The 26,402-nt window shown below is 69.7% G+C and carries 24 protein-coding genes; 12 read left to right on the top strand and 12 right to left on the bottom strand.

Features of this window, described 5'->3' with window-relative positions:
- Positions 1-49: 49 nt before the first annotated feature.
- The 5 genes from P3102_RS03800 to P3102_RS03780 form a co-directional block, all read right to left on the bottom strand.
- The gene (locus P3102_RS03800) at positions 50-883 is read right to left on the bottom strand and encodes a DUF5336 domain-containing protein (protein WP_276366547.1); all 834 of its coding nucleotides are present in this window, start codon (positions 881-883) and stop codon (positions 50-52) included.
- A 307-nt stretch (positions 884-1,190) separates the two neighbouring features.
- Positions 1,191-2,078: a succinate--CoA ligase subunit alpha gene (gene sucD / locus P3102_RS03795; RefSeq protein WP_276366546.1), complete on the bottom strand. Its 888-nt coding sequence runs from the start codon at positions 2,076-2,078 to the stop codon at positions 1,191-1,193.
- A 1-nt stretch (position 2,079) separates the two neighbouring features.
- The gene (sucC, locus tag P3102_RS03790) at positions 2,080-3,249 is read right to left on the bottom strand and encodes an ADP-forming succinate--CoA ligase subunit beta (protein WP_125796400.1); all 1,170 of its coding nucleotides are present in this window, start codon (positions 3,247-3,249) and stop codon (positions 2,080-2,082) included.
- 117 nt (positions 3,250-3,366) lie between these two features.
- Positions 3,367-3,726, bottom strand: coding sequence for a hypothetical protein (locus P3102_RS03785; protein WP_276366544.1), 360 nt, complete (start codon positions 3,724-3,726; stop codon positions 3,367-3,369).
- The gene (locus tag P3102_RS03780) at positions 3,723-5,606 is read right to left on the bottom strand and encodes a hypothetical protein (protein WP_276366543.1); all 1,884 of its coding nucleotides are present in this window, start codon (positions 5,604-5,606) and stop codon (positions 3,723-3,725) included. Before P3102_RS03780 ends, P3102_RS03785 begins: the two co-directional genes overlap by 4 nt.
- Before the next feature lie 607 nt (positions 5,607-6,213).
- Between P3102_RS03780 and P3102_RS03775 the strand changes: the two genes are divergently transcribed.
- Positions 6,214-6,900, top strand: a complete 687-nt coding sequence (locus P3102_RS03775; RefSeq protein ID WP_276366540.1) for a M23 family metallopeptidase — start codon at positions 6,214-6,216, stop codon at positions 6,898-6,900.
- A gap of 694 nt (positions 6,901-7,594) precedes the next feature.
- On the opposite strand, the gene pcrA is transcribed toward P3102_RS03775, so the two are convergent.
- The gene (gene pcrA / locus P3102_RS03770) at positions 7,595-10,012 is read right to left on the bottom strand and encodes a DNA helicase PcrA (protein WP_276366538.1); all 2,418 of its coding nucleotides are present in this window, start codon (positions 10,010-10,012) and stop codon (positions 7,595-7,597) included.
- A gap of 90 nt (positions 10,013-10,102) precedes the next feature.
- Here pcrA and P3102_RS03765 point away from each other — a divergent pair, with 90 nt between their 5' ends.
- The 7 genes from P3102_RS03765 (at position 10,103) to P3102_RS03735 (ending at position 17,128) form a co-directional block, all read left to right on the top strand.
- The gene (locus tag P3102_RS03765) at positions 10,103-10,522 is read left to right on the top strand and encodes a DUF1707 domain-containing protein (RefSeq protein WP_276366537.1); all 420 of its coding nucleotides are present in this window, start codon (positions 10,103-10,105) and stop codon (positions 10,520-10,522) included.
- A 166-nt stretch (positions 10,523-10,688) separates the two neighbouring features.
- Complete coding sequence (locus P3102_RS03760; protein ID WP_276366535.1) at positions 10,689-10,976, top strand: chorismate mutase; 288 nt, start codon at positions 10,689-10,691, stop codon at positions 10,974-10,976.
- 239 nt (positions 10,977-11,215) lie between these two features.
- On the top strand, positions 11,216-11,521 hold the full coding sequence (locus P3102_RS03755) for a hypothetical protein (protein WP_076163084.1): 306 nt from the start codon (positions 11,216-11,218) through the stop codon (positions 11,519-11,521).
- A 338-nt stretch (positions 11,522-11,859) separates the two neighbouring features.
- Positions 11,860-13,131, top strand: a complete 1,272-nt coding sequence (locus P3102_RS03750; RefSeq protein WP_276366532.1) for a hypothetical protein — start codon at positions 11,860-11,862, stop codon at positions 13,129-13,131.
- 255 nt (positions 13,132-13,386) lie between these two features.
- Entirely contained in the window at positions 13,387-14,229 is an 843-nt protein-coding gene (locus P3102_RS03745; protein WP_276366530.1) for a hypothetical protein, read from the top strand.
- Positions 14,230-14,448: 219 nt separating this feature from the next.
- Positions 14,449-16,068, top strand: coding sequence for a serine/threonine-protein kinase (locus tag P3102_RS03740; protein ID WP_276366528.1), 1,620 nt, complete (start codon positions 14,449-14,451; stop codon positions 16,066-16,068).
- A 13-nt stretch (positions 16,069-16,081) separates the two neighbouring features.
- A complete protein-coding gene (locus P3102_RS03735; RefSeq protein WP_276366527.1) occupies positions 16,082-17,128 on the top strand; it encodes a serine/threonine-protein kinase in 1,047 nt (348 codons plus the stop codon).
- 51 nt (positions 17,129-17,179) lie between these two features.
- Here the strand turns inward: P3102_RS03735 and P3102_RS03730 are convergent, their stop codons facing one another.
- Positions 17,180-17,848, bottom strand: a complete 669-nt coding sequence (locus P3102_RS03730) for an alpha/beta hydrolase (RefSeq protein ID WP_276366525.1) — start codon at positions 17,846-17,848, stop codon at positions 17,180-17,182.
- 71 nt (positions 17,849-17,919) lie between these two features.
- Positions 17,920-18,852 carry a LysR family transcriptional regulator gene (locus P3102_RS03725; protein ID WP_276366523.1) on the bottom strand — a complete coding sequence of 311 codons (933 nt, stop codon included), beginning with the start codon at positions 18,850-18,852 and terminating at the stop codon, positions 17,920-17,922.
- Between the two features lie 102 nt (positions 18,853-18,954).
- Between P3102_RS03725 and P3102_RS03720 the strand changes: the two genes are divergently transcribed.
- Together P3102_RS03720 and P3102_RS03715 are read left to right on the top strand one after the other, a co-directional pair.
- Positions 18,955-19,893 (top strand): DMT family transporter, encoded by a 939-nt coding sequence (locus P3102_RS03720; RefSeq protein ID WP_276366522.1) that lies wholly within the window; start codon positions 18,955-18,957, stop codon positions 19,891-19,893.
- On the top strand, positions 19,890-20,231 hold the full coding sequence (locus tag P3102_RS03715; RefSeq protein ID WP_276366520.1) for a hypothetical protein: 342 nt from the start codon (positions 19,890-19,892) through the stop codon (positions 20,229-20,231). Before P3102_RS03720 ends, P3102_RS03715 begins: the two co-directional genes overlap by 4 nt.
- 58 nt (positions 20,232-20,289) lie before the next feature.
- Here the strand turns inward: P3102_RS03715 and P3102_RS03710 are convergent, their stop codons facing one another.
- From P3102_RS03710 to P3102_RS03700, 3 genes are read right to left on the bottom strand one after another with little or no spacing between them, the layout of a single operon-like run.
- On the bottom strand, positions 20,290-20,442 hold the full coding sequence (locus P3102_RS03710) for a hypothetical protein (protein ID WP_276366518.1): 153 nt from the start codon (positions 20,440-20,442) through the stop codon (positions 20,290-20,292).
- A 24-nt stretch (positions 20,443-20,466) separates the two neighbouring features.
- Positions 20,467-21,141, bottom strand: a complete 675-nt coding sequence (locus tag P3102_RS03705; RefSeq protein WP_005165099.1) for a response regulator transcription factor — start codon at positions 21,139-21,141, stop codon at positions 20,467-20,469.
- A 40-nt stretch (positions 21,142-21,181) separates the two neighbouring features.
- Positions 21,182-22,537, bottom strand: coding sequence for an ATP-binding protein (locus P3102_RS03700; protein WP_276366515.1), 1,356 nt, complete (start codon positions 22,535-22,537; stop codon positions 21,182-21,184).
- Between the two features lie 110 nt (positions 22,538-22,647).
- On the opposite strand from P3102_RS03700, the gene P3102_RS03695 reads away from it, so the two are divergent.
- Complete coding sequence (locus tag P3102_RS03695; protein WP_276366513.1) at positions 22,648-23,919, top strand: PspC domain-containing protein; 1,272 nt, start codon at positions 22,648-22,650, stop codon at positions 23,917-23,919.
- Positions 23,912-24,154 (top strand): hypothetical protein, encoded by a 243-nt coding sequence (locus P3102_RS03690; protein WP_276366512.1) that lies wholly within the window; start codon positions 23,912-23,914, stop codon positions 24,152-24,154. Before P3102_RS03695 ends, P3102_RS03690 begins: the two co-directional genes overlap by 8 nt.
- 289 nt (positions 24,155-24,443) lie before the next feature.
- Here P3102_RS03690 and guaA read toward each other — a convergent pair whose 3' ends face one another.
- Positions 24,444-26,000 carry a glutamine-hydrolyzing GMP synthase gene (gene guaA, locus P3102_RS03685; protein WP_276366510.1) on the bottom strand — a complete coding sequence of 519 codons (1,557 nt, stop codon included), beginning with the start codon at positions 25,998-26,000 and terminating at the stop codon, positions 24,444-24,446.
- Positions 26,001-26,402: the final 402 nt, after the last annotated feature.

Here is a 26,402-nt window from a genome sequence, read left to right as displayed (position 1 = left end):
GAAAAAACCCGCTGTGACACGGAGAGTCACAGCGGGTTTTTGCGGAAGATCAGCTCTGCTGGCCGAAACCACCGGGCGGGGTGCCCGGGTTCTGTCCCGACTCCGACGAGGAGGACGGCGGCTGCTGGAAGAACTGGCCCTGCTGCGGCGCGTACGTCGTGGCCTGCTGACCCGGCGGCTGCGTGACCGGCGGCTGGAACCCGCCCGGCTGCGAAAACGGACTGGACGGCTCGCCCTGCTGTCCCTGCTGGCCCGCGCCGGGGAACTGCTGGACCTGGGTGGCGGCCGGGCCCTGCTGGCCCTGCTGACCCTGCTGGCCGAACGGACCCTGCGGGCCCTGCTGCGGGAACTGCTGGCTGTACGGGGCCTGCGGCGCCTGCTGCTGCGGCTTCGCGGCGGGCAGCTTGATGACCTCGTGCTCGAACAGCAGCGCGGCGACCGCGACCAGCATCTGCAGGATGCCGAGGATCAGCACCACGGTGAGGATGCCGGGGAGCGAGACCTCCGCGCGGCCCTCCCCGCCGTCGACGGTCGGGTAGCCGACGATCAGATCGAGCGCACCGAACGCGCCGAGGACGCTGAACAGCGCGGCGAACGGCAGCGTCTTCGGGCCGCGCGGCAACGCGTGCAGCGCCGCGAGCAGACCGCTGACCAGCAGGAAGAGCGACACCTCCTTGGCGGCGTCGGCCTCGTCGGAGAAACCGATGAAGAACTGCACCAAGCCGAGGACGGTGACGGCGAGCGCGAGCAGCGCCAGGTTCAGCGGGGTGGCCTGTGACGGCGCCTGCTGCTGGGGAAAGGCTCCCGAGCCGGGGTGGGACTGAGGGGGTTGCTGGCCGCCACCCTGCTGGGGGTAGCCGGGCCCACCGCTGGGATAGGACATCCGAATGCTCTCCTGTCGTTCGACCGGCACCCCGGGGCGCGCGGGACTCCCGGGACAAACGAGGCGGCTGTGATGCTCGAACGCTAGCGCACACGCGGTCACCCCACGCCTCGGGCTCTGAGACGTCTGTACACCCGATCGGGTTCCGTGCGGAACCCCTCGGCGACGACCGGATCGCGATTAGGGGGCTAAAGGCGACACGGCCCCCGGATCGCGATTAGGGGGCTAAACGCGAAACGGCGCAAGAGGCGGGCCGGGCACCGGTGAGATGCCCGGCCCGCCGGGGAAAGCGTCAGTCTCCGAAGGATCAGAGGCTGTTGTACAGCTCGCGCGCCAGGACGGCGGTCTCGCTCGGGGTCTTCCCGACCTTGACGCCGGCGGCCTCGAGGGCCTCCTTCTTGGCGGCGGCCGTACCGGAGGAGCCGGAGACGATGGCGCCGGCGTGGCCCATGGTCTTGCCCTCGGGCGCGGTGAAGCCCGCGACGTAGCCGACGACCGGCTTCGTCACGTTGTCCTTGATGTAGGCCGCGGCACGCTCTTCGGCGTCACCGCCGATCTCGCCGATCATCACGATGACCTTGGTCTCGGGGTCGGCCTCGAACGCCTCGAGGGCGTCGATGTGCGTCGTGCCGATGATCGGGTCGCCGCCGATGCCGACACCGGTCGAGAAACCGATGTCCCGCAGCTCGTACATCATCTGGTAGGTCAGCGTGCCGGACTTCGACACGAGGCCGATCGGGCCGGCACCGGTGATGTCGGCCGGGATGATGCCCGCGTTGGACTTGCCGGGGCTGATCACGCCGGGGCAGTTCGGCCCGATGATGCGGGTCTTGTTGCCCGTCGCGACCGCGTGCGCCCAGAAGTAGGCCGAGTCGTGCACCGGGATGCCCTCGGTGATCACCACGGCGAGCGGGATCTCGGCGTCGATCGCCTCGATGACCGCGTCCTTGGCGAACTTCGGCGGCACGAAGATGACCGACACGTCGGCGCCGGTCTCCTTGATGGCCTCCTCGACCGTGCCGAACACGGTGAGGTCCTTGCCTTCGACGGAGACGGTCTGCCCGGCCTTGCGGGCGTTGACGCCACCCACGATGTTCGTGCCGGACTTCAGCATCTTGGTCGCGTGCTTCATGCCCTCGGAGCCGGTGAGCCCCTGGACGATGACCTTGCTGTTCTCGTTGACGAAGATCGACATCTCACGCACCTGCCGCGGCGAGCTCGGCGGCCTTGTCGGCCGCGTTGTCCATTGTGTCCACCACGGTGACCAGCGGGTGGTTCGCGTCGGCGAGGATCTGGCGACCCTCGACGACGTTGTTGCCGTCCAGCCGCACGACGAGCGGCTTGGTGGCCTCGTCACCCAGGATCTTCAGCGCCTCGACGATGCCGTTCGCGACCGCGTCGCAGGCGGTGATGCCACCGAAGACGTTGACGAAGACGCTCTTCACGTCGGTGTCGTTGAGGATGACGTCCAGACCGGCCGCCATGACCTCGGCCGACGCGCCGCCACCGATGTCGAGGAAGTTGGCGGGCTTGACGCCGCCGTGCTTCTCGCCCGCGTAGGCCACGACGTCCAGCGTGGACATCACGAGGCCCGCGCCGTTGCCGATGATGCCGACCTCGCCGTCGAGCTTGACGTAGTTGAGGTCCTTGGCCTTGGCCTTCGCCTCGAGCGGGTTCTCGGCGTCCTTGTCGACCAGGGCTTCGTGGCCCGGCTGACGGAAGGAGGCGTTCTCGTCCAGGGTGACCTTGCCGTCGAGGGCGATGATCTTGTCCTGCGGGTCACGGACCAGCGGGTTGACCTCGACCAGGGTCGCGTCCTCGGAGACGAAGGTCTCCCAGAGCTTCACGACGACGTCGGCGGCCTCGTCGACGACCTTCTCCGGGAACTTGCCCGCGGTCAGGATCTCGACGGCCTTCGCCTTGTCGACACCGATGATCGCGTCGACCGGGATCTTCGCGAGCGCTTCGGGACGCTCGACGGCGAGCTGCTCGATCTCCACGCCGCCTTCGGCCGAAGCCATCGCGAGGAAGGTGCGGTTCGCACGGTCCAGCAGGAAGGAGAAGTAGTACTCCTCGGCGATGTCCGAGGCTTCGGCCACCAGCACGCGACGCGTGATGTGGCCCTTGATGTCGAGACCGAGGATCGCCTCGGCCTTTTCCGCGGCCTCGTCCGGCGTCTGGGCCAGCTTGACGCCGCCGGCCTTGCCGCGGCCGCCGGTCTTGACCTGCGCCTTGATGACGACCTGGTTGCCGATCTTTTCGGCGGTGGCCTTGGCTTCTTCGGGGGTGTTTGCCACGGCACCCGGCAGAACCGGTACTCCGTGGGCGGCGAAGAGATCCCTCGCCTGGTACTCGTAGAGGTCCACTACTCCAGTCTCCTGACGACACGCCACTGTGGTGGTCCGTTTCCGGACCGCGCTGTCGGACCAGTCGAGGTTAGCGACCTGCGCAGAAGCAGGGCACTCCGCACCTGGTGAAGTCGGTCACCGTACGCGGTCAGATGGTGTTTCCACGGTGTGAGACCGCACACCGGAGACCCAGTTCGACGCCTCTTCCAGGCTTTCGAAGGCGTTCTCGAACCCGCTCGGGCCGTTACCGACCGCGAAGAGGAGAACGCCAGGGAGCGTTTCGGCGAGCCCCTCCGGTTCACTCGCGCCGCACAGGACGCCGAGGATGTCCGGGTCCTCTTGTTCGACCGTCCGGACCAGTTGGTCGGCGGTGTCGAGACGCCCGGCGTAGACGACCTCCACTCCGTCGTCGCGCAGCGCCCGCCCGAGTGCGACCGCCGAACCGTCCGCGACCTCGAACTCGGCCAGCACGACCCGGAGGAGGCGGCGCGTCATCCGGTCCGCCGCGCACTCGCGACGGTCATCCCGGCCGCGACAAGGGAGACGAGGGCACCGGCCAGCGCGAGCCAGAACCCAATCCCCGCCGACGCGCCGTCGTATTCCGAGCCGACAAGCGGTAGTTCCGCCGCGCGCAGGCAGAGGAGCAGCGCGGCACCGGCCAGGGCGGACGCCGCCGCGACCGGCCGCGAGCGCACGACGAGCGCGTACAGGCCGAGCAAGACCGCGAGCGCACCGAGCAGGCCCCACGACGCCGCACCGAAGTTCGACCACAGACCGGGGGCCCGGTAGCCGGGCGCGGTGAACACCGGGGTACCGAACGCGGCGATCGCCAGGACCGCCGCCGCGACGACCGGGGTCAGCACGGTCCCGTTCGCTCCCGAACCGTCCAGCACGTTGTCCGGCTCGTCGGCGGTGTCGGCGGTGTCGGCGGTGTCGGCGGTGTCGGCGGTGTCGGCGGCGACATCGCGTTCGACGACGCCGGTGATCACCGCCGCGAGCGCGGCCACCGCGGCCAGTACGAGCGCGACGAACGTCCACGTGACGCCGGGGCCCGCGGAAAAACCGACCTGGTCCGGCGACGGCATCGGGAGGTCGACCCCGAACAACGCCGGGTCCACCGCCTTGTCCTCGGTCACGGACAAGGCCGCGCCCAGCACGGCCGCGCCCGCGAGGACGACACCCGCCCACGTCGCCGCGACGACTCCCCTGGCGAACGCCGAGAGCCGCGGCACGAAGACGCACAGGGCAGGCACGGCGAGCACGACGGCGGCACCGAGCAGCAGCCAGCGCGCCGGTGTCTCGGGGACGGGCGCCGGACCGTTGGCCTTCAGGACCGGGGTCAGCGCCCCCGCGACCGCCGCGGCGGCGGCGAGCAGTGCCAAGCCGCCGGTGGTCAGCCGCCACCAGAACAGCCCAGGCAGCCTCGCCTCGCCGGCGAGGTCACCGGTCACGGCGTCGTCGGCTTTCACCACGTCGAACCGGGTGAAGGCCAGCCCGACCAGCGCCAGGCCCGCGACGGTCACCACCACGGAACCCGGCGCGACCCAGAGCCGGTCCACGACCAGCCCCGAGACCACCGCCGGAACACCGACCGCGAGCGACGCCAGCCCTGCTCCGGCGAACCCGCCCTCGCCGACCCCGGCCGAAGGCGAACTCACGGCCACGAGCACGGTCAACGGCAGCATCGCCGCGAGCAGCAGGTATCCGGCCATCGCGACCGTCGGACCTTCGAAGGCGTTCTTGGCCAGGAGATACGCGTTGCCCGAACCGAGGGGCGCGAGCAGCAGGCCGATCCCACCCGCCACGCCGAGCACGGGCCCGAGCAACCGCCAGCGACGCCGCCCGTCGAGTTCACCCGCCCGTTCCGCCTCGTCGCGGGCGGTCCCGGCGGCGAACGCCCCGGCGGTGAGGGTGAGCAGGTGGCCCACCACCAGCGGCCACAGCCCCGGCCCGGCCGGAGGCAGCGCGAGCAGCCTGTCGGCGAGGAACAGTTCCGGACGCGCGGCGAGGGATCCGTCCGCGAGCAACTGCAGGTCGAGCAGCAGCCGCCCGGGCGCGAGCGCGGTGAGCCCGAGCACCAACCCGGCCGTGAGCCCGGCGCGCCCGGTGAACAGCGCGTAGAGCACGGCCGCCGCGGGCGCCCAGGCCAGCACGACCAGCAGGGGTCCGGCGGTGAAACCAGACGAACCACCCTGGATGACGGGCAGCAGCGCGCCGGCGGCCAGCGCGACCGCACCGGCCGACACCAGCCCCGCCGACAGCAGGAGCGCTCGCGGGCGGGAGCCCGGTTCGCTCCGGAGAAGTTCGGCGGACGCGGCACCGGGAACGGCGTGCCCGGCGGAGTCGCCGCCAGGGTGCCGTGAACGCGAAGTCATCGACGGCGACGCTAGCAAGCCGAAGTCGGCTGGGCCCGGCAGCAGGGCGCCGCTGGTCCACCGACACTCGGCCAAGCCACTAAAGAGGCACCAGAAAGACGTGTAGAGAGATTTGACCCGGGTAAACCTCCTTCAACAGCGCGGGGCAACCGCTTATTTCCTTCGTTTGCCCCCGTTCCGGCCCTTCGGTACGCCCGAATGGCCCTGTGATCCTGTAACGCAAGTCACATGTTCACGAGTAAACCTCCTCTAACTTTGGGTAATCCCCACTGGACAACGGCCACATCGCCGTCGCCCGAACGGCCGAGAGCGCCGTCAGATCTTGCTGTCCGGGGTACCGCTTCGTTACTGTCCCGGGGTCCCCATTACAGTCAGATCACGAATGAGAGCACTGAACGAACCACCCCCGAGGTCGTTCACCGGGTTCCCCCGCCCGGGCTCTTGATCCGACTCCCCGAACACGGAAGGCCCCGTCTTGGCTTCACACCGCTCCCCCGGCGGCCAAGCTCCTTCCCCGGCGCTCGAGAACGCACTCGATGGTGCGGTCGTTCGCGTCCGGGGCTCGCACCGCCTGTCGCCCCCGTCCTCGGCCCTTCGCGGTCGCGTCGTGGTCGCAGCCGTCGCTGCCGGCGCCTTCGCGGCCGCCGCTGCCGGGCAGACCCTGAAGTCCGTTTCGGAATCCTCCGACGCCGCCGTCACCCCGCTGGCCAGCACCCAGGACGCGAGCGCCTCGTTCGCCCTCGGCGGCGGAGCCGGTGGTGGCGCTCCCGAGCTGCTGCCGACGAGCCAGTCGACGAACGCCTCCGCCGAAGCCCAGAAGCTTTCGGAGAACAACAGCATCACCCAGGCCCGCGTGAAGCGTGAGGCCGAAGCGGCCCGCAAGGCCGAAGAAGAGGCCAAGCGCCCCAAGACCTGCATGCCGACCAAGGGCACCTTCACCTCGGGTTTCGGTGCCAGGTGGGGCACGAGCCACCTCGGCATCGACGTCGCGGCCCCGATCGGCACGCCGATCGTCGCGGCCTCCGACGGCACGGTCATCGAAGCGGGCCCCGCCAGCGGTTTCGGCCTCTGGGTCAAGGTCCAGCTCCCCGACGGCACCGTCCACGTCTACGGCCACATGAACTCGTTCTCCGTCCGCGAAGGCCAGAAGGTCAAGTGCGGCGAGGAGATCGCCGAGGTCGGCAACCGTGGCCAGAGCACCGGCCCGCACCTGCACTTCGAGGTGTGGCAGAACGGCACGAAGAAGATCGACCCGCGCCCGTGGCTCGCCGCCCGCGGCGTGAACGTCGGCTGATCGACACACGACTCTTCTTTCGGCACAACACTTTTTCTCCACACCGGTGACCCCGCCCGCGGCAAGGGCGCGCCGGGCGACGACACTCTGGCGCGCCTTCGGGATCTCCGCTTCCCTCACCGAAGACATCGGTTTCGGGGACACCGGGAAGCGTCGTAGCGCACCAGGCCCCGGGTATGTGCAGCCTTTCGGGCCCTCATCGCACGCACAAGCCTCATGCGGGCAGCTTGCGGACGAAGTACCCCACGGCGATCTGCCAGACCGTGCAAAGACCGGCCGGACGCCGTGTGCTCGGCCGCCATCCGGCGAAACGTCCCCGGGAAAGCATTCGGCACCCGGCTGGCCGCGGCCCGAACAGCCATCGCCGCGCGTGCCCGCATACGACACACCGTCCGTCCCCGTCCGGTTCGTGCGTCCGCAGTAACGCGCGCCAGGCCGCGACCAGCCTGAGCACTTCCGGCGGTTCCGGACCCCGATCCGTCTCCGCCCCTTCTTCAACACCCCGCAGATACTCGAGTACCCCACTCGAGAGGACCCCAAACAAGACCCCGTCCACACCGTGTGCCCCTCCTCCTGAACGGGGCACACCGGCTCCTCCAGCCTACCCCAGCTAATCGAACTCGTGTTCGATGGCACAGGTATACGGGAAGGGTCCGACAGTTTTCGTATGCGACGAAGAAACCGCAGGTCGGGGCTAGAGTTTGACCATCGGAACGCTGCCGATGAGCATCAGCCGGACCTTGCCCGCGGCGCCGAAGTCGATCGTCGCCGTGGCACGCGGGCCCGCACCGTCGCAGGCGACGACGGTCCCGAGACCGTACTTGTCGTGGCTGACCCTGTCGCCGACGTCGAGTTTGAGCGCGACGGTGTCCTTCCAGCCCTTGCCGAACGGACTCGTGCCCGTCGACCTCGACGGCGAGGAACCACCACCACCGCGGCTTCCCCACGTCGTCGCGGCTCGCGGCGAACCACCCGAGGAACCGAAGCCACCGGAGGACGAGGAAGGCGCGAGCCTGCGCCAATCGACCAGTTCGGCGGGGAGCTCGTCGAGGAACCGTGAAGCCGGGTTCATCTGCGGCTGGCCCCACGCCGAGCGCACCATCGAACGGGAGACGTACAGCCTCTTCCTCGCCCGGGTGATCGCGACGTAGGCGAGCCGGCGCTCCTCGGCCAGTTCGGCCGGGTCACCGAGCGCGCGCATGTGCGGGAAGATCCCGTCTTCCCAGCCAGTCCCGAAGACGACGGGGTACTCGAGACCCTTCGCGGTGTGCACGGTCATCAGCGTGACCACGCCCGCGTCGTGCCCGTCGCCGTCATCGCCACCGTCTGCCGCGGGGATCGAGTCCGCGTCGGCCACCAGCGAAACGCGCTCCAGGAACGCGGGCAGCGAGCCCGGCTCCGGCACTCCGGGATCCACGGCCTCGAGTTCGGGGAGTTCGCCGTCCGGACCCGCGACCTCGGCGGTGAATTCGGTGAACTCCCGCGCGACGGTGACGAGCTCCGTCAGGTTCTCCACCCGCGACGCGTCCTGTGGGTCGTCGGACTCCTCGAGTTCCGCACGGTAGCCCGTGCGTTCCAGGACCGCTTCGAGGATGTCGGCGACTTCGGCGCCGCTCTCGACGACCTCCCCGAGCTCGTCCATCAACTCGACGAAACCGGTGATCGCCTTGGCGGAGCGCGGGTTCAGCAGCGGCACCTCGCCGTCGACGGCACCGCGCAGCGCCTGCGCGAACGAGATGCGCTCACGCTCGGCGTACGTCGCGATGACCGCTTCGGCGCGATCGCCGATGCCGCGTTTGGGGACGTTGAGGACCCGGCGCAGGCTGACCGTGTCCTCCGGGTTCGCCAGCACCCTCAGGTACGCGAGCATGTCGCGGACCTCGCGCCGTTCGTAGAACCGCACGCCGCCGACGACCTTGTACGGCAGGCCGAGGCGGATGAAGATCTCTTCGAAGACGCGCGACTGGTTGTTGGTGCGGTAGAAGACCGCGACGTCGGAGTAGTCCGCTTCGCCCTTGTCCGCCAGCGCGTCGATCTCGCCCGCGACGAACGCCGCCTCGTCGTGCTCGTTGTCCGCCACGTAGCCGACGATCTTCTCGCCGTCACCGGAATCGGTCCACAGCCGCTTCGCGCGCCTGTTCGGGTTTCGCGCGATGACCGCGTTCGCCGCGTTCAGGATCGTCTGGGTCGAGCGGTAGTTCTGCTCCAGCAACACCGTCCGGGCGTTCGGGAAGTCGCGTTCGAATTCCTCGATGTTGCGGATGGTGGCCCCGCGGAAGGCGTAGATCGACTGGTCCGCGTCACCCACGACGCACAGCTCGGCCGGCTCGATCCCGGCCTCGTTCGCCTCGGTGCCGACCAGTTCGCGGACCAGCGTGTACTGCGCGTGGTTCGTGTCCTGGTACTCGTCGACCAGCACGTGCCGGAACCGCCGCCGGTAGTACTCGGCGACGTCCGGGTACGTCTGCAGGAGTTCGACCGTCCGCATGATGAGGTCGTCGAAGTCGAAGGCGTTGGCCTGGTTCAACCGCCGCTGGTACTCGACGTAGACCTCGGCGACACGGCGTTCGAGGTCGTTGCCCGCGTCGGCGACCGCCGTCTCCGGATCGATCAGCTCGTTCTTGAGGTTCGAGATGTGCACGGCCAGCGTGCGCGCCGCGTACTTCTTCGGATCGATGTCGAGATCGCGGGCGACGAGGGTGATCAGCCGCTTCGTGTCGTCCGAGTCGTAGATGGAGAAACTCGACGACATCTCCAGCGTTTTGGCCTCACGGCGCAGGATCCGCACGCACATGGAGTGGAACGTCGACACCCACATGGCGTTCGCGCGGCGGCCGACGAGGTCGCTCACCCGCTCCCGCATCTCCGCGGCCGCCTTGTTGGTGAAGGTGATCGCCATGATTTCGCCGGGGTGCACGCCCCGTTCGGCCAGCAGGTACGCGATCCGGCGGGTCAGCACCCTGGTCTTGCCGGAACCCGCGCCCGCGACGACCAGCAGCGGCGAGCCCGCGTGGGTCACGGCCTCGCGCTGTGCGGGGTTCAGGTCGTCGAGCAGGTCCGCGTGCCGGGGCTTGGCCGGACCGTCCGCTGGGAGATCGAAGAGGGTGTTCATCGCCGGTCCACGCTACAGCGCCGGGCGTAGGCGGTGTTGCCGCCTGCCGTCCGACGCGCGGACGGTGTTCGCGGCGGAGGATCGGATGTCATGGACACCAACGGGATTCCCTCCCGGATCAGGGCCGCCGACACCGACCGGGAGCGGGTCGTCTCGCTCATCCAGGCCGCCGGCGGCGAAGGCCGTCTCAGCCTCGAAGAAGTAGAAGAGCGGCTCGGCACTGTGTATTCCACCAAGTACACAGACGAACTCTTCGCGCTCACGGCCGATCTGCCGAAACCCGTGCCGCAGCGGCGGCCTGTCGTCTTCGGGCATCCGGCGATGCGGGTCCACCTCACGAGCGCCGTCCTGCTTTCGGTGCTGCTGATCGTCCGCTGGGCGACGTCGGGGATGCCGTTCTTCTGGCCGGCGATGCCGATGTTCTGGCTGGCCATGAGCGTCTTCGTGCACGCCCGCGTCCGCGGCGCACGCCACCGCTTCGAGCCGGAGGACGGACTCGCTGTGGCATAATGATCGGCATGCGGCGCGCGACGCGATTTTTTCACGGGACCCGGACTCCGGCTCCCGTGATCGCATAGTGCCGAATGCCATCACCCGAAGCCCCGGAGTCCACGGACCCCGGGGCTTTACGCTGTTCCGGGGGCCAGCAGGGAATCCGGACCGAAGAGAGGTCCCGATGAACACCACACAGAAGCCGGACGCCGAAGAACCCACCGCCACGGCCGAAGAGATCGATGAGCTCCGCAAGGAGATCGACTGGCTCGACGGCGAAATCCTGCGGCTGGTCAACCGCCGCGTGGAAGTTTCCAAGATGATCGGTGCGGCCAGGATGGCCGCCGGCGGCACCAAGATCGTCTACAACCGCGAGATGGACGTGCTGGCGCGCTACCGCGAGCTCGGGCCGGAGGGACGGCAGCTGGCGATGGCGCTGCTGAATCTGGGCCGGGGCAGGCTGGGGCGATAGCCACGACCGACCCGGCCGACGCTGAGGTGACCAAGGCCGACGTGACCGACGTGACCGACGTGACCGACGCTGTCGTGACCAGAGTCTCTTGATCCCTTGAAGTCGCGCGCCTTTCGGCCGCTAGGCCTCGCGATCGTGCTGTCAGGGCGCCCTCGGAGTCCACGTAACGATCAGGTGATAGTCGCGCCCTGGCAGCACGATCGCGAACAGCGCGATAAAAGAACAGGCAAACTGGACACATGATTAACCTCATCGCCGTCGTGATCGCGATCGCCGGCGTGCTCGCCGCGCTGGGCCATCTCGGTTATCTCGCCATGTTGAACAACGCGGCGGGTAAGCGTGCGGGTGGCACGCCCATCGCCCAGTACGTCAAGTCGCGCTGGCCGATCGCAGCGGGTACCACCGCGGCCTCGCTTTTCGCCTGGTTGCTCACCAGTGGGGGAACGACGCTCGACATCATCGCCATCTTGCTTGCAGCGGGTAGTGGAATAACCGCCACCAAAGCCCTGCAGTCGACCCAGCAGAAGTACCGCAGCGGCAACTGAACGGCTCCACCAGCGCCGATAGCACTGCGTAACGTCACCCCGGCCCGTTCGGTCGCGCCCGACCGAGTGAAACATCTGCAACTTGCAGAGTGGGTGAAGACTTGCGCGTGTCGAACTTTTACTGTGTGACCCGTGAGGACCCTTGCGTCTGGGTCGGGCGATGCCCGCATGACGCGCGGGGGCGATGGCCCCGCGCGTCCGCAGTCGCATGCGCGTGCATTTGCTCACGAGAGTGCCCGGGAGTCTGCAAGCGAGGGATCCCGTGAAAGCACTGCTCTGATCGGCTCAATCGAGTTCGTTCCGCCGTCAGGGACGGCCCGCGAGGGGGTCGCTCGAACATGAACGGCTGGGCCGAACACCAAGGACGGGGCGGCGCCACGCACGCGGGCCGCCACCGGGCGGGCGGTACCGAAGGCTGGACCCCGCCCGTGCCGCCGAGGCGGCAGCGCGTAGGCGGGCACGGGCATCACGCACACCGTGAGTTCGCCCCGCCTTCCACCGGTTCCCTGCCGCTGCCGCCACCGCGGAACGGGAGGGCGGCGAGCCCCGGCTACACCTCATCGAGCGGCCGCCTGCCGCTTCCGCAGCCCGTTCGCGAGGTACCCGTGGAGAGCCCCGCCCGCCTCGAGGTCTCGTTCAGCGAACCGGTCCGGCCCTCCGCCGAGGAACGGCGTGCGAAGGCCGCTCAGCGCACGAAGGTGACACTGACCGCCCCCGCTCCCCGCCGTCCCGAGCCGGTGGAGATCGACGATCACGACTATGCGGACGGTGTCGGTGATGTCGGTGGTATCGATGATGACGTCTGCGTCTACCTCGCCCCGCCCGTCGACGGCCTGAGCACCTTCGACCTCGGTTCGGTGCCCGCCTCGGTGACCCCGCCCAAGACCTGGCGCAAGGCCGCCTGGTTCGCGGCGGCGGCGTCCGCGCTGGTCGTCGTCGGCCTGCTCTTCGCCGGTTCGTTCCTGGTCGGCAAGCCCCTCCCGGAGCAGCAGAGCCAAGGCGGCTGGCCCGGCTACCGCGGCGGCAGCCCGCTGACACAGGAAGGCCTCGCCGGCAATCCGGCCACGCCACCGCAGGGCGGCGCGGCGGACAACCCGCCCAGCTCCGAGTCCGGGTCCTCCCCCGGGGACGACCGCAGTTCCGCCAACTCCGGCACCTCGTCGGACAGCGAAGGCCCCGGCGACCGGTCGCAGCCCGGCTCGGACGGACCGGTCACCTCCGGACGGCCCGCGCCGTCGCCGAGCGACCGGCCGCGGAAACCGCCGGTCGTGCCCGCCGACCGCACCACCACGACCTCGCCCTGGTACGCGTCGCAGCCGGACGCGGAGGCGATGGGCGACCACACCGAAATCTTCCTCAACAGCGTCACCACCGATCCCCACGAGGCCTCTTCGGTGACCTCCGGCAGTCTGCGCGAAGAAGGCGCGCAGGGTCTCCGTGAGCGCTACGCGGATGTCGCCTACTTCGAGGTGAAGAAGGTCAGCATCGACCAGCGCCGCGGCGTCACCGTCAACACCGTCGAGGTCACCCACAAAGACGGAACCAAGACCATGGAGCAGCGCACGCTGACCTTCGGTGATGACGACAAGATCATCGATGACGGCCTGTAGCGAACCGCGCACGTGCAGGTGTTCCGTTCCTCTGCACGTGCGGTGCGACGAGCGGTCGTCCCTGGTCCGGGTGGGTGACCTAAGCTGCCGTTCGTCGTATCGCGACGGCATTCCGGCGATGGAGCCTGGCCGTGAACCGTCCGCACAGGGTTACCTGGCGACTGCAGGGTCCGCACCGTTCAGAAGACGGCCGCGCGGACCACAGGTGCCGGCCGAACGGCCCAGCGCCTGCCCCGGACCAGAGCGAGGAATTTCGTGCTTGATCGACAGCGCATACGGCGTGAGGACGCCGTACGTGTCGAGGACGTCATCCCGGAAGAGATCCTGAACGACACCCGTGTGGACCGCGAGTACCTCGAACAGGTCTTCCGCGAGCCGCAGAAGTTCGTTCCCGCCCGCACCCGTGAAGAGCCGTCGCCGCGGCCCGAGCCCGAAGAAGAGCCGGAAAGCCGCGCCGCCCGGCGGGCCAAGCTGGCCGGGCTGGTGGCCGCCGGACTGCTGGTCGCGGGCGCCGTCGTCACCGCGGGCGTGCTCGCGGGCGCTCAGCGCCAAGGCACGGCGCCGGATGCCTTTGCACCCGAGGTGGGGAGCGGGGCCGCCGCGCTCGGCGGGCTCGCCGTGCCGGACTCCCCGGAGCCGCGGCGGAAGCCGGAGACACCGACGTCCGCGGGCACCAGCACGACGGCGCGGCCGTCTTCGGGTACCGCCTCGGGCTCGCTCACGCAGCAGGGTCCCGCGTCCACCAGCACCGCTTCCCAGCCGGTCCCCCAACCGGCCGCGATCACCACGGCCGAGGACAAGATCGACGCGGTACGGCAGTTCTACCGGACCGTCGACACCGATCCCCACGGTGCGATGTCGCTGCTCACGCCGGTACTGGCCAAGTCCGGAATGGGCAGGCTGGTCGAGGCGTGGAGCGCGATGGACGCCATCCAGATCCAGGATCTCCGCGAGCAGGCCGACGGCACCATCCTCGCCGTGGTGACCATGCGCAACGCGGACGGCGGCCTGGTGCGGGTCACACAGGTGCTCGAATTCGCCGACGAGAAAACCGGTCTGATCACCGACGCGCGACTGCTGTCCGCGCAGCACATGTGACGGACACCCCGCGTGTAACGGCTCTCCACCCACCGCGATCAGAGTGTGCCGCGTGTGTGTGCGCAGAGTGAGCGCCTAGCCTTGTCACGAGTCGGTCTCGGAAAAGCCGGCACACAGACCACTACATGTGCATACGCTCCAACGCTGTGGCGTGTCGAAGGCCGCACCATGTGCGCGGACGACTCCGCGACGTGAAGACGGAGCCCAAAGGGAGGTCGCGTGAGCGACGAGGGTCGCCTGGTCGCCGGTCGATATCGCATCGCCGGGCGGATCGGCACGGGCGCGATGGGTGCCGTGTGGCAAGCGCACGACGAGGTACTCGGCCGCACGGTGGCGATCAAGCAGTTGCTGCTGCAACCCGGTCTCGAGGCCCACGACGCCGAAGACGCCCGCCAGCGGACGATGCGCGAGGGACGGATCGCCGCCAGGCTGCACCACCCGAACGCCATCTCGGTGTTCGACGTCGTCACCGACGACAACGGCCAGCCCTGCCTGATCATGGAGTACCTGAACTCCACCAGCCTCGCCCAGGTGCTGCAGGAGGAGGGGACGCTGCCGCCGACGGAGGTGGCCCGGATCGGCGCGCAGGTCGCGGCGGCGCTGACCGAGGCGCACGCGGTCGGCATCGTGCACCGGGACATCAAGCCCGGCAACATCCTGCTGGCGCCCAACGGCACCGTGAAGATCACCGACTTCGGCATCTCACGGGCCAAGGACGACGTCACGGTCACGAAGACCGGGATGATCGCCGGAACCCCCGCCTACCTGGCGCCCGAGGTGGCCATCGGCGGCGATCCCGGCCCGGAGTCCGACGTCTTCTCCCTCGGCTCCACGCTCTACGCGGCCTGCGAAGGCCAGCCGCCGTTCGGCCTCAGCGAGAACACGCTGAGCCTGCTGCACGCGGTCGCGGCCGGGCAGATCATCCCGCCGCGTCAGTCCGGCCCGCTCGCCAGCGTCCTGGCCGTGCTGCTGCACCCGGAGGTGCGGCACCGGCCCACCGCCGAAGAGTGCGAAGAACTCCTCGCCGCTGTCGCTCGGGGTGAGACGCCGCTGGGCGGCCCCGCGGACGAGACCATGCTCGCCGCCCCGGTCGCGGGGGCCGGCGTGACCCAGGCCCTCGACAGCGAGGCGGCCGGTCATTCGGGCTCCCTCCTCGACGAGCAGGCCGCGGCCGGTTCGTACTACGACGAAGACGACTACCACCAGCCGCCCGCGTCGGGTTACCCGAAAGACGACTACGACGGGTACGACAACTACGACGAGACGGCGTTGCTGGCCGAACGCGGCCACCCCGGCGGCGGACCGGCGCCCACGCGCGCCGTCCCGATCCCCGTGGGCGACTACGACGACGATCCCTACGACGACGACCACGACAGCCCGCCGCCCCCTCCTCCGCCGCCGCCCACCCGGACGCAGACCAGCCCGGTGGACAAGGACGACGACGAGAAGCCGGGCGCGTGGAAGAAACCCGCGATCATCGGCGGTGCCGTGCTCGTGGCGCTGGCCGCGCTGGGCTTCTGGCTGCTGAGCCCGAACAACCCGGAGACACCCGCCCAGGTGGGGAACTCGTCGACGAAGCCGCCGCCTCCTTCGACGACGTCTGCTGCTCCCGAGACGACGGAAACGCCGGCGGAGACGCAACCGGCCGAGCCGCCCAAGGAGACGGCGAGTTCGGTGAAGAAGACGCAGAGCAAGGCGAGCCAGACGGACGAGCCGGATCGGCCGACCACGCCGAAATCGACCCCGAAGCCGCCCAACACACCGACTCCGCCGAAGACGACGCCCAAACCGCCGACTTCTTCCGACCCACCGGTGAGTTCGACCCCGGCCGGCACTTGATCCGAGGCTGCAATTGAGTTCTGAAGGTTCCATCGTCGGCGGCCGGTACCGCCTGGACCAGCCCATCGGGCGGGGCCGGGCGGGCATCGTGTGGCTGGCGTTCGACACGCGTCTGCTGCGCACGGTCGCGATGAAGCGGATGTACCTGCCCGTCGGCCTGCCGCCGGACCGGGCGGAGCAAGCCAAGGCCGTCGTCATCCAAGAAGGCAAGGACGCGGCCAAGTTCGAGCACGCCACCGCCATCAAGGTGTACGACGTGCTGCCCGACGGGCAGGACGTGTGGCTGGTGATGGAGTACATCCCGTCCCGCGGGATGGCGACCTTCCTCGCCGAGCACGGCAGGCTGACCGCGGAACAGGCGGCCGGGCTGGGCATCGTGCTCGGCCGGGCGCTGGCCGCGATGCACGAGGCCGGGGTGGTGCACCGGACCGTCGAGCCGGGCACGGTCCTGCTGGCCGACGACGGCGGCGTGAAGCTCACCGACATCGGCATCACCGGTGGCGGGCCGAGCCCGGCGTACCGGGCGCCCGAGGTGGCGCGCGGCGAACCGGCGACTTCGGCGTCCGACGTGTTCTCGCTGGGCGCGACGCTGTACACGGCCGTCGAGGGGGTGCCGCCGTTCGGTGAGGACGGCGAGTCCTCGGAACGACCGCCCCAGACCGCCGGCCCGCTGGCAGGCGCGCTGCGCAAGATGCTTCGGGCGGAGCCGGACGCGCGGCCGACGATGGCCGACACGGTCCGCTCGCTGGGTGCGATCACCGAGGGCAGGCAGACGGCGTTCATCCCGCCGACCGCGCCCGCCATGCCGACGGTTCCGGCTTCGATGCCGATGCCGATGAACCAGGCGTCCCCGCGGCAGCCGGTGCCGCAGTTCCCCCAGCACCAGCCGCAGCAGTATCAGCCGCAGCAGCCGCAGTACGCGCCGCCGGCGCAGCAGTACACACCCGCCGCGCCGGCCGCGGCGAAGTCGTCCGACACCCGGAAGCGGCTGATCGTGGCCGGTGCCGTCGTGGCGGCGATCCTCATCGGTGTGCTGTTCGCGGAGCTGTTCCTGATCTGACCAGCCAGGCACCGCCTGCCCGTTGAGGGTGGTGGCGGGGCGGGGTCCGGGCTAGAGCCGCTCTCGGACCAGCGTCGCCAATTCCACCGGACGGCTGAGGTACGGGCTGTGACTCGCCCGCCAGGTCACCGTCGTTTCGCAGCGCGCGGCGCAGTGAGCCACCAGTTCCGGCGCGAGCGCCCGGTCTTCGGTGCAGGTGACGTACGTGGTCGGGGTGTCCTTCCATGCCGCGCCTTCCGGCGACTCGTCGAAGATCCTGACGGGTTCGGGGCGCAGCAACCCTGTGGCGCGCTCGGCGACGGCGTCCGTGCAGTCGGCGTACATGGCCTCGCGGACGGCGGTGAGGTCGAGGTGGGTCAGGCCCGCGTCGTCGAAGGTCGACGGCACCTGGTCGGGTTCGCGGCCGGTTTCCTCCCTGAGCCGCTCGATCCAGTACTGAGCGGTCTCCCCCGGTTCGCTGACGATCGCCGCCAGGAAGATCAGGTGTGCGACTCCGCGCAGCCCGCCGGCGGTGAGCCCGCCGAAGGAGTGCGCGAGCACCACCGGCGGCTCGGCCGCCCGGTCGACGAATTCCTGGACGGTGCGCGTGGTCTCGGCGATCGGACGCCCGCCGAGATCGGGAACGGTGACGTCGGCGCCTTCCCTGCGCAGACGTTCGACGACGTCGTCGAAATGGGCGGGCTGGTGCCAAGCGCCGTGCAGGACGATCAGGGGACGCACGGAGGTCCTTTCTCTGGCGGGATTCGTGGCTTCCCTGCCAGGTTCTCGACCGCCGGCGCGGCTGATCAAGCTCAGCCGGTTTTCGTGCCCACTCGGCCAGTCCCGCTTACCTGTCCGGCCCCTTCGCGGATCGCGCCGAGGAACCGGCGTACCGCGGGGTGCTCCCTGGCGTGCGCGGCGACGGCCGCGTGGATGGAACGGACCGGATCCGGCCGCCGGACCTTGCGGATGGCGACCCCGGGGTGCGGGGCGCCGAGGCCGAGCTCCGGAATCAGCGCGACACCGAGCCCGGCGGCCACGAACCCTTGCGCCGTCTGGTAATCCTCCGATTCGACGACGTGGTTCGGGGCGAATCCGGCGGCGCCGCAGGCGTCGAGCAGGATGTCGCGGCAAGCGCCGGGGAGACCGTCGACGCCGACCCACGGATCCTCCGCGAGCTCGCCGAGATCGAGGACGCGTTTGCGGGCGAGCCGGTGGTTCTTCGGCAGGATCGCGCGGTACGGGTCGTCGAGGAGGTGGATGTACTCGACACCTTTGACCCGGGGAGTGCTGCCGGCGAGCACGATCATCGCGACGTCGGCCTTGCCCGACTCGATCTCGGGCATCGAAACGTCGGGCTCGACCAGTTTCAGGTCGAGGCGGACACCCGGGAAGTCCCGGCGCAGCGCCGCGACGGCCAACGGCACGAGAGAAGCGCCCGCCGTGGCGAAGTAGCGGATCGCGAGTCTTCCGGTGCGGCCTTCCTTGAGTTCGCTGAGCGCGGCTTCGGCCTTGGCGAGCTGGGTGCTCAGCGTTTCCGCGTGTTCGGACAGCAGCGAACCGGCGGGCGTGGGCCGCACGCCGCGGCCGACGCGCTCGAGCAGCTCGACCCCCGCTTCCCTTTCCAAGGTGGACAACTGCTGGCTGATCGCGGATGGTGTGTAGCCGAGGTTCCGGGCGGCGGCGGTGATCGAACCACTGCTGATCACGGCCCGGAGGACCTGCATGCGGCGGACGTCCAGCATGGTCCGATCTTACAGTTCTTCTTAAGCCTCCCTGCAGTTATTTTCGCTTGTCCTTACGCGTCGGCGCGGCGAAGCTGAGCCAGGCACGTAAGGAGGACTGGGGTGGGTGAAACGAAGACCCTGCTGCGGATCGGCGCGCTGGCGCTCATGTGGGGATCGAGTTTCTTCTGGATGAAGCTGGGGCTCGGCGCGTTCTCGCCGGTGCAGCTCGTGCTGGCGCGGGTGATACTCGGCGCGGCGGTGCTGATCGGGCTCTGCCACCTCGGCCGGGACCGGCTGCCGTCGGGGCGGCGGATCTGGGGACATCTGGCCGTCGCGGCGTTCTTCCACAACGCGCTGCCGTTCCTGCTGTTCGCGTGGGGTGAGCTGACCGTCGACTCCGGGATCACCGGCGTGCTGAACTCGACGACACCCCTGTGGGTGCTGCTGGCCGCGCCGATGATGGGCGCGCGGACGAAGATGACCGCGGTGCGGGTCGCCGGGCTGGTCGTCGGCCTCGTCGGCATTTTGTTGATCTTCGCGCCGTGGGAGGCGTCCGGCCTGGTCAGCTGGGGCGCGCTGGCGTGCCTCGCGGCGGCGGCGAGCTACGGTTTCGCGTTCGTGTACGAGGGCAGGTACCTCACCGGCACCGGCGACTCGCCGCTCGCGCTGGCAGGCGGGCAGATGTTGCTGGCGACCGGGCTCATGCTGCTCGCGCTGCCGATGGGCGGTTTCGCACCGGTGAACCTGAGCACCGGCGCGATCGTCGCGGTCGTGATCCTGGGCATCGGGTCGACCGGGGTCGCGTTCGCGCTGAACTACCAGCTCCTCGCGAGCGAGGGCGCCGTCGCGGCGTCGATCGTCGGGTACCTGCTGCCGGTGGTGTCGGTGCTGCTGGGGGCGGTGTTCCTGGCCGAGCCGCTGAACTTCCGGGTGATCGCGGGGATGGTCGTCGTGCTGGGCGGGGTCGCGCTGACCCGGCTCCGGCCGAAGGAGCGAGGGACCTTTGCTACCGCCCCCGTGGAGCGGCCCCTCGCCACCACCGGGGACGCCACGCCATGACCACGACGACGTTGTGGCGTCCGGCCGGGCCCGCCGAGCTCGACCTCGTCCGCGAGTCGGGCTGGCGGGAGTGGCCGCCGCGGCTGCCGGAGCAGCCGATCTTCTACCCGGTGCTGAACGAGGACTACGCGATCAAGATCGCCCGCGACTGGAACGTGCGCTACGACGGCGCGGGCTTCGTGACCCGGTTCGAGGTGGAGACCTCGTTCGTCGAGCGGTATCCCGTCCAGCAGGCGGGCGGGAAGACCATCCTCGAGCTTTGGGTCCCGGCCGAGGAGCTGGCGGAGTTCAACGCGCACATCGTGGGAAAGATCGAGGTCACCCACGAATTCCGCTGACCTGCGTTTAGCGGGCTAATCGCGATGCGGTGGGGCCTGGGGGTTCGCCGCATCGCGTTTAGCCCGCTAAAGGCGACGCGACCGCGACGACGAGCAGGGCCCGCGCCATCGCCGACTTCAGCCTGATGCCGAACGGCCGGATGAGCCGCCCGGCGCGGCGAGCCCGAGCGGCCCCATGCCGAGGAAGAACGCCGAGGAAGAACACGGTCATCAGGCCGCCGAGAACAGGCCCCGCCTAGACGAGACGCCGGTCGGAAGCCCAGCGCGAAAGCTCGTACCGGTTCGAAAGCTGCGTCTTCCGCAGCACGCTCGACACGTGCGTCTCGACGGTCTTCACCGAGATGAACAGCTCCGACGCGATCTCCTTGTACGCGTACCCGCGCGCGAGCAGTCGCAGCACGTCGCGCTCTCGCGGCGTCAGCAGATCGAGATCCGGATCGCTGATCGGCGCGGAACCCGGCCGGTCGGCGAACGCGTCGAGCACGAAGCCGGCCAGCCGCGGCGAGAACACCGCGTCGCCGTCGGAAACGCGCACGACCGCGCGCACGAGTTCCTTCGACGAGATCGTCTTCGTGACGTACCCGCGGGCCCCCGCGCGGATCACGGCGATCACATCTTCCGCGGCGTCGGAGACCGACAGCGCGAGGAACACGACGTCCGGCAGTTCCGGCCGGACCCGGCGCAGCACTTCGGCGCCGCCGCCGTCCGGCATGTGCACATCGAGCAGCACGACCTGCGGTTTGGTCCGGGCGATGCCCGCGACCGCCTCGGCCACCGAGCCCGCCTCACCGACCACGCGGACGTCGTCGGTGATCGAATCCAGCTCGGTGCGCACGCCGGCGCGGAAGAGCGCGTGGTCGTCGACGAGGAAGACCTTGACCGGCTCCCGCGTTTGCTGGTTCTCCGTCACGATGCTCCCTCGCTCGCCCTGTGCCGTGAGCATAGCGACCTCACGCCGCGCCCTTCCCCGCCTTGACCGGCATCTCCAGCTGGACCTCGGTTCCTTCACCCGGTGCGGTACGCAGCTTGCACTTGCCCCCGTGCCGTTCCATCCGCCCCCGGATGGAATCGGCGAGCCCGTGCCGATCGCTCGGCACGACATCGGGGTCGAACCCCTTGCCCCTGTCCCGCACGAAAACCGTCACCGCCGTCGGCTCGACCTCGGCGTACACACTGACCTCGTCCACACCCGCGTGCTTGGCGGCGTTGACGATCGCTTCGCGCGCCGCCTGGACCAGCGCGGTCAGCGGCTCGTTCAGCGTGGCCTCCCCCACGACGACCTGCTGCACCGAGATCGCGAACGCGTCCTCGACCTCGCCGCACGCGGCCGCGAGCACTTCGGACAACTGACCGCTGACGGCCTCTTCCTCGGTCTTCTTGTTCTTGCCGTACCCCGACGGCCCGTACAGCCAGCCACGCAACTCGCGTTCCTGACCACGCGCGAGCCGGGCGACCTCACGCGGCGAATCCGCCTGCTTCTGGATCAGCGCGAGGGTCTGGAGCACCGAGTCGTGCAGATGCGCGGCGATCTCGGCACGTTCGTCGGTGCGGATGCGCGCGGTGCGCTCGTCCGACAGATCGCGGACCAGGCGCAGCCAGAACGGGACGGTCAGCACGGCCACCCCGAACAGCGTCGCGATGACGGCGACCAGCGCGAACTTGACCTGGTCGATACTGCCGCTCTCCAGGACCACGACGCCGATGCCGGTCATCACCAGCGCGACCCCGGCGACCACGCGGATCGCGGCCGACCAGCCCCCGCCGCCGAGGAAAGCCGTGGCGACACCGCCCTTGGCGCCGAGGCGCCAGCGCCGTCGTTGCGACTCGTCGGCCTCCCGCCAGACGACGGCCGCGCCGATCATCGCCAAGGCCAGCGGAATGGCGACCCAGCCGCTGATCAGGCCGGTCAGTGTGCCGCTGGCGACGGCGAGGCCGACGCCCAGCGCCATCAGGCCGAAAGCCTGCTGTTTCTCCTTCGGCGCGGATTTCTCCGGTTCGACCTCACCGGATTGCTGCTGGACGAAAACCCAGAGCAGGCCGTACGCGAGCAATCCGGCGCCGTTCAGCGCAGCCAGCAACGCGAACGCAGTCCGGACCCAGAGCACCTTGACGCCGAGGTGGTCGGCGAGGCCGCCGGCGACACCCGCGATGGCGCGGCCGGAGCGACGGCGGTACATCTTGGGCGGCTCGAACGGCGCCGGGGACAGGCTGCCGGAAACGGGCACCGGGAGGCGCTCGATGATCGTCGGCTTCACCTGTTCGGCGAGGTCGCTGGGGGCGGATTCCTGCACGTTCTCCATGGTCACACGGAGTGGGACACCGATCCATCGGGGAAACCCCTGACTCTTCCCGCTGGGAAAACCTCAGGGACGTTCCCGGATGTGGTGAGGGCTCGCCGGAGCGCATTCTTTGTGGCATGAGTGGGAGTGAGACACAGGTTCCGAAGCGCGGCCCCGCGGCCGGCTTCGAGGAGACCGTCAAGGATTTCTGGCGGAGCAGGCCGGTCCGCCCGGCGGCGGGCCGCAAGTTCGCCGGGGTCGCCGCGGGCATCGGTCACCGGTACGGCATCGACCCGACCGTGGTCCGCGTCGCACTGGTCGCGGCGACGGTGTTCGGCGGTTTCGGCGTCTTCGTCTATCTGCTGGGCTGGCTGTTCCTGCCGCAGGAGGGTGACCCCGTCTCCGCGTTCGAGAGCCTGATCGGCCAGGGGCGCGCGTCGAGTTCACCCGCTTTCGCGGTGTTGCTGCTGATTCTGCTGTTCCCCGGGCTCACCTGGACGTTGAGCGGCGGCTGGATGACCGACGGCACGGGCCTGATCGGTTTCGCGCTGATGGCCGTCGCGCTGTACCTGCTGCACCGCAACCGCGGTCAGTTCAACCGGCCGGTGATGCCCGCTCCGGCTTATCCGACGGCCGCGTTCTCGATGGCGTCGGCATCGACGGCCTCCGCCTCCACGGCGACCGAGGGCGGCTGGGACCCGCTCGCGGCCGACCCGTCGGCTTGGGACCTGCCGAACGCCTCGCCGTCCGGCGGGCTGCCGCCGCAGACCACTCCGCCGCCTTCCGCGTCGCCGGCCCCTCGCGGCCGTAAGTCGAAGATCGGTGCCGCGACGTTCGGCATCGCCGTGCTGGTCGCCGGCGTCGGTACCGTCCTCGGTCTGGACGGTGAGCCTTGGTTCACCCTGCAACACGTCGTCGGCCTCACGCTCGGCGTGGTCGGCATCGGGCTGGTGGCCGGTTCGTTCGTCCGGGGTGGTCGCGGGCTGATCGGGCTGGCGGTGCCGCTGGCGATCGCCGGGATGGCGCTCACCACGGTGCCGTTCGAGAACTTCTCCGTGAAGGACGGCGTCGGCGACCTGAAGGCGACGCCGAGCCAGGTGTCCGAGGTGCTGCCTGAGTACCACCGTTCGGCGGGCAACATCGACGTCGACCTGACCAGGCTGCCTGCGGGAACTTCGGTGACCACGAAGGTCTCGAACGGAGCGGGTAACTCGACGGTGCGCGTGCCGATGGGTGCCGAAGTGAAGGTCTTCTGTGAGACGGGGGCGGGCGAGGTCGACTGCCTCGGCCAGTCCCGCTCGGGGGTGGGCGAAGCCGCCGTCGACTTCACCGCGCCGGGGAGCAACGGGCAGACGATCACTCTGCAGGTCGAAAACGGTGTCGGGAACGTGGAGGTGCGTCGTGGCTGAGTACGACTACGACAACTACGGCAGCACGCAGACCCAGTCGGCTCAGCCCGCGAAGCGCGGCGTCGACCCCTTCACCCTGATCGTCGGGATCGCGACGTTGCTGGTGTCGGGTTACGTCCTCTCGGACGGCGCCTCGTGGCTCCCGCAGTTCGACTTCCGGTGGGTCATGGCGGGTGGGGCGATCTTCGTCGGCGTCCTGCTTCTCGCCGCTTCGGTGCGCAAGAGCCGCCGCTAGCGGCCCCGCTCACGATTCACCCCACTCCGAAGGCCCCGGCCCCTCGCCGGGGCCTTCGCCTTGCTCGCCCCCTGAGCGGAGCGACTTTAGCCCCCTAATCGCGATCTGACGCCTCCTGGCACCCGAGGCCCACCGGATCGCGTTTAGGGGGCTAAACGCGATCCGACCCGCGCGGGTGCCCCGGGGGTCCAGAGCGCAGTTAGCGGGCTAAACGCGATCCGGTCGCCTGGGTGCCCAGGGCCCGGCAGATCGCGCTTAGCCCGCTAAACGCAGGTCGGAGCGGGGGGCGTCACTCCCACTCGATGGTGCCCGGCGGCTTGGACGTGACGTCCAGGACCACCCGGTTCACCTCGGCGACCTCGTTGGTGATGCGGGTCGAGATCCGTTCCAGCACCTCGTACGGCAGGCGCGTCCAGTCCGCGGTCATCGCGTCCTCGGACGACACCGGCCGCAGCACGATCGGGTGCCCGTAGGTCCGCCCGTCGCCCTGGACGCCGACGCTGCGGACGTCGGCCAGCAGCACCACCGGGCACTGCCAGATCTCGCCGTCGAGTCCGGCGGCGGTGAGTTCCTCGCGCGCGATGGCGTCCGCCGCGCGCAGTGTCTCGAGCCGCTCGGCGTCGACGGCACCGATGATCCGGATGCCGAGCCCCGGGCCGGGGAACGGCTGCCGCCGCACGATCGTCTCCGGCAGCCCGAGCTCCAGCCCGACGCGGCGCACCTCGTCCTTGAACAGCAGGCGCAGCGGCTCGACGAGCTCGAACTGCAGGTCGTCGGGCAGCCCGCCGACGTTGTGGTGGCTCTTGATGTTCGCCGCGCCCTCGCCGCCGCCGGATTCGACGACGTCCGGGTACAGCGTGCCCTGGACGAGGAACTTGTAGTCGCCCTTGGCCTTGAGGTCGCGCTCGGCCTGCTCGAACACGCGGATGAACTCGCGGCCGATGATCTTACGCTTCTCCTCGGGGTCGGTGACCCCGGCCAGCGCGTCGAGGAACCGGTCGCGCGCGTCGACGGTCACCAGGTTGACCCCGGTCGCCGCGACGAAATCACGTTCGACCTGGGTGCGCTCGCCGGAGCGTAGGAGGCCGTGGTCGACGAACACGCAGGTCAGCCGGTCACCGATGGCACGCTGGACCAGCGCGGCGGCCACGGCGGAGTCGACGCCGCCGGAGAGCCCGCAGATCGCCCGGCCGTCGCCGACCTGCTCGGCGATACGCCGGACCTGGTCGTCGACGATGGACGACGTCGTCCACTGCGGCTTGATGCCCGCGATGTCGTGCAGGAAGCGGCGGAGCACCTCCTGGCCGTGCGGCGAGTGGTGCACCTCGGGGTGGTACTGCACGCCGGCGAAACGGCGCTCGACGTCTTCGAACCCGGCAACGGCGGCGCCGTCACTCGAAGCGGTCACGGTAGCGCCCTCGGGGGCCTTGGTGACGCTGTCGTTGTGGCTCATCCAGGCGGGCTGGTTGTCCGGGAGGCCGGCGTGCAGCACACCGCCTTCACCGGCGACGCGGACTTCGGTGCGGCCGAACTCGCGGATCCCGGTCGGCTCGACCGTGCCGCCGAGGGCCTGCGCGAGCACCTGATGGCCATAGCAGATCCCGAAGATCGGCACGCCCGCGTCGACCAGTCCGGGAGCGAGCGCGGGGGCGTTCTCCGCGTACACGCTGGAAGGACCACCGGAAAGGATGATGGCGGCGGGGTCCTTGGCGAGGATGTCGTCGGCGGCGGCGGTGTGCGGGACGACCTCGGAGTACACCTGCGCCTCGCGCACGCGGCGCGCGATCAGTTGCGCGTACTGCGCCCCGAAGTCCACGACGACTACCGGACCGGTGGGACTGGGCACCTGAAACCTCCAGAGCAGAGCAGTACGCTTCCTCTCCATCGTCCCAGGTGGGCCGGGTCACCTCGCCGCCAACCCCCTCCCGATTCAGGACGGTGGACGACCGCGAGGCGTCCTGACGTCCGGGACATGGGCATCGGCTGGAGCAAGGAACTCTCCGCACAGCTCGACTGGCACTGGACGCGGCACCTCCGGCCCAGGCTGGGCACTCTGACCGACGACGAATACCTTTGGGAATCCGTCGAGGACTGCTCGACGACTACTGGACGACGTCTACGCGCGCTGGCGGGACGGCGTCCACAGTCTCACCGCCGAAGACCTCGAGCGTCCCTGAGGCGAAGCCGAAGGCCCTATCGGTCACGCCCGCGAACAGATCGCGTTTAGCGGGCTGAACGCGACGCGCCC

This window comes from Amycolatopsis sp. QT-25, assembly GCF_029369745.1.
Classification (GTDB): domain Bacteria; phylum Actinomycetota; class Actinomycetes; order Mycobacteriales; family Pseudonocardiaceae; genus Amycolatopsis.
This window is presented reverse-complemented; position numbering and strand designations above follow the sequence as displayed.

Coding starts and splice junctions, on each gene's coding strand:
- P3102_RS03800 (WP_276366547.1), bottom strand. CDS start 883: ATGTCCTATCCCAGCGGTGGGCCCGGCTACCCCCAGCAGGGTGGCGGC.
- sucD (WP_276366546.1), bottom strand. CDS start 2,078: ATGTCGATCTTCGTCAACGAGAACAGCAAGGTCATCGTCCAGGGGCTC.
- P3102_RS03785 (WP_276366544.1), bottom strand. CDS start 3,726: ATGACGCGCCGCCTCCTCCGGGTCGTGCTGGCCGAGTTCGAGGTCGCG.
- P3102_RS03780 (WP_276366543.1), bottom strand. CDS start 5,606: ATGACTTCGCGTTCACGGCACCCTGGCGGCGACTCCGCCGGGCACGCC.
- pcrA (WP_276366538.1), bottom strand. CDS start 10,012: ATGAACACCCTCTTCGATCTCCCAGCGGACGGTCCGGCCAAGCCCCGG.
- P3102_RS03765 (WP_276366537.1), top strand. CDS start 10,103: ATGGACACCAACGGGATTCCCTCCCGGATCAGGGCCGCCGACACCGAC.
- P3102_RS03760 (WP_276366535.1), top strand. CDS start 10,689: ATGAACACCACACAGAAGCCGGACGCCGAAGAACCCACCGCCACGGCC.
- P3102_RS03755 (WP_076163084.1), top strand. CDS start 11,216: ATGATTAACCTCATCGCCGTCGTGATCGCGATCGCCGGCGTGCTCGCC.
- P3102_RS03750 (WP_276366532.1), top strand. CDS start 11,860: ATGAACGGCTGGGCCGAACACCAAGGACGGGGCGGCGCCACGCACGCG.
- P3102_RS03725 (WP_276366523.1), bottom strand. CDS start 18,852: ATGCTGGACGTCCGCCGCATGCAGGTCCTCCGGGCCGTGATCAGCAGT.
- P3102_RS03715 (WP_276366520.1), top strand. CDS start 19,890: ATGACCACGACGACGTTGTGGCGTCCGGCCGGGCCCGCCGAGCTCGAC.
- P3102_RS03710 (WP_276366518.1), bottom strand. CDS start 20,442: ATGACCGTGTTCTTCCTCGGCGTTCTTCCTCGGCATGGGGCCGCTCGG.
- P3102_RS03695 (WP_276366513.1), top strand. CDS start 22,648: ATGAGTGGGAGTGAGACACAGGTTCCGAAGCGCGGCCCCGCGGCCGGC.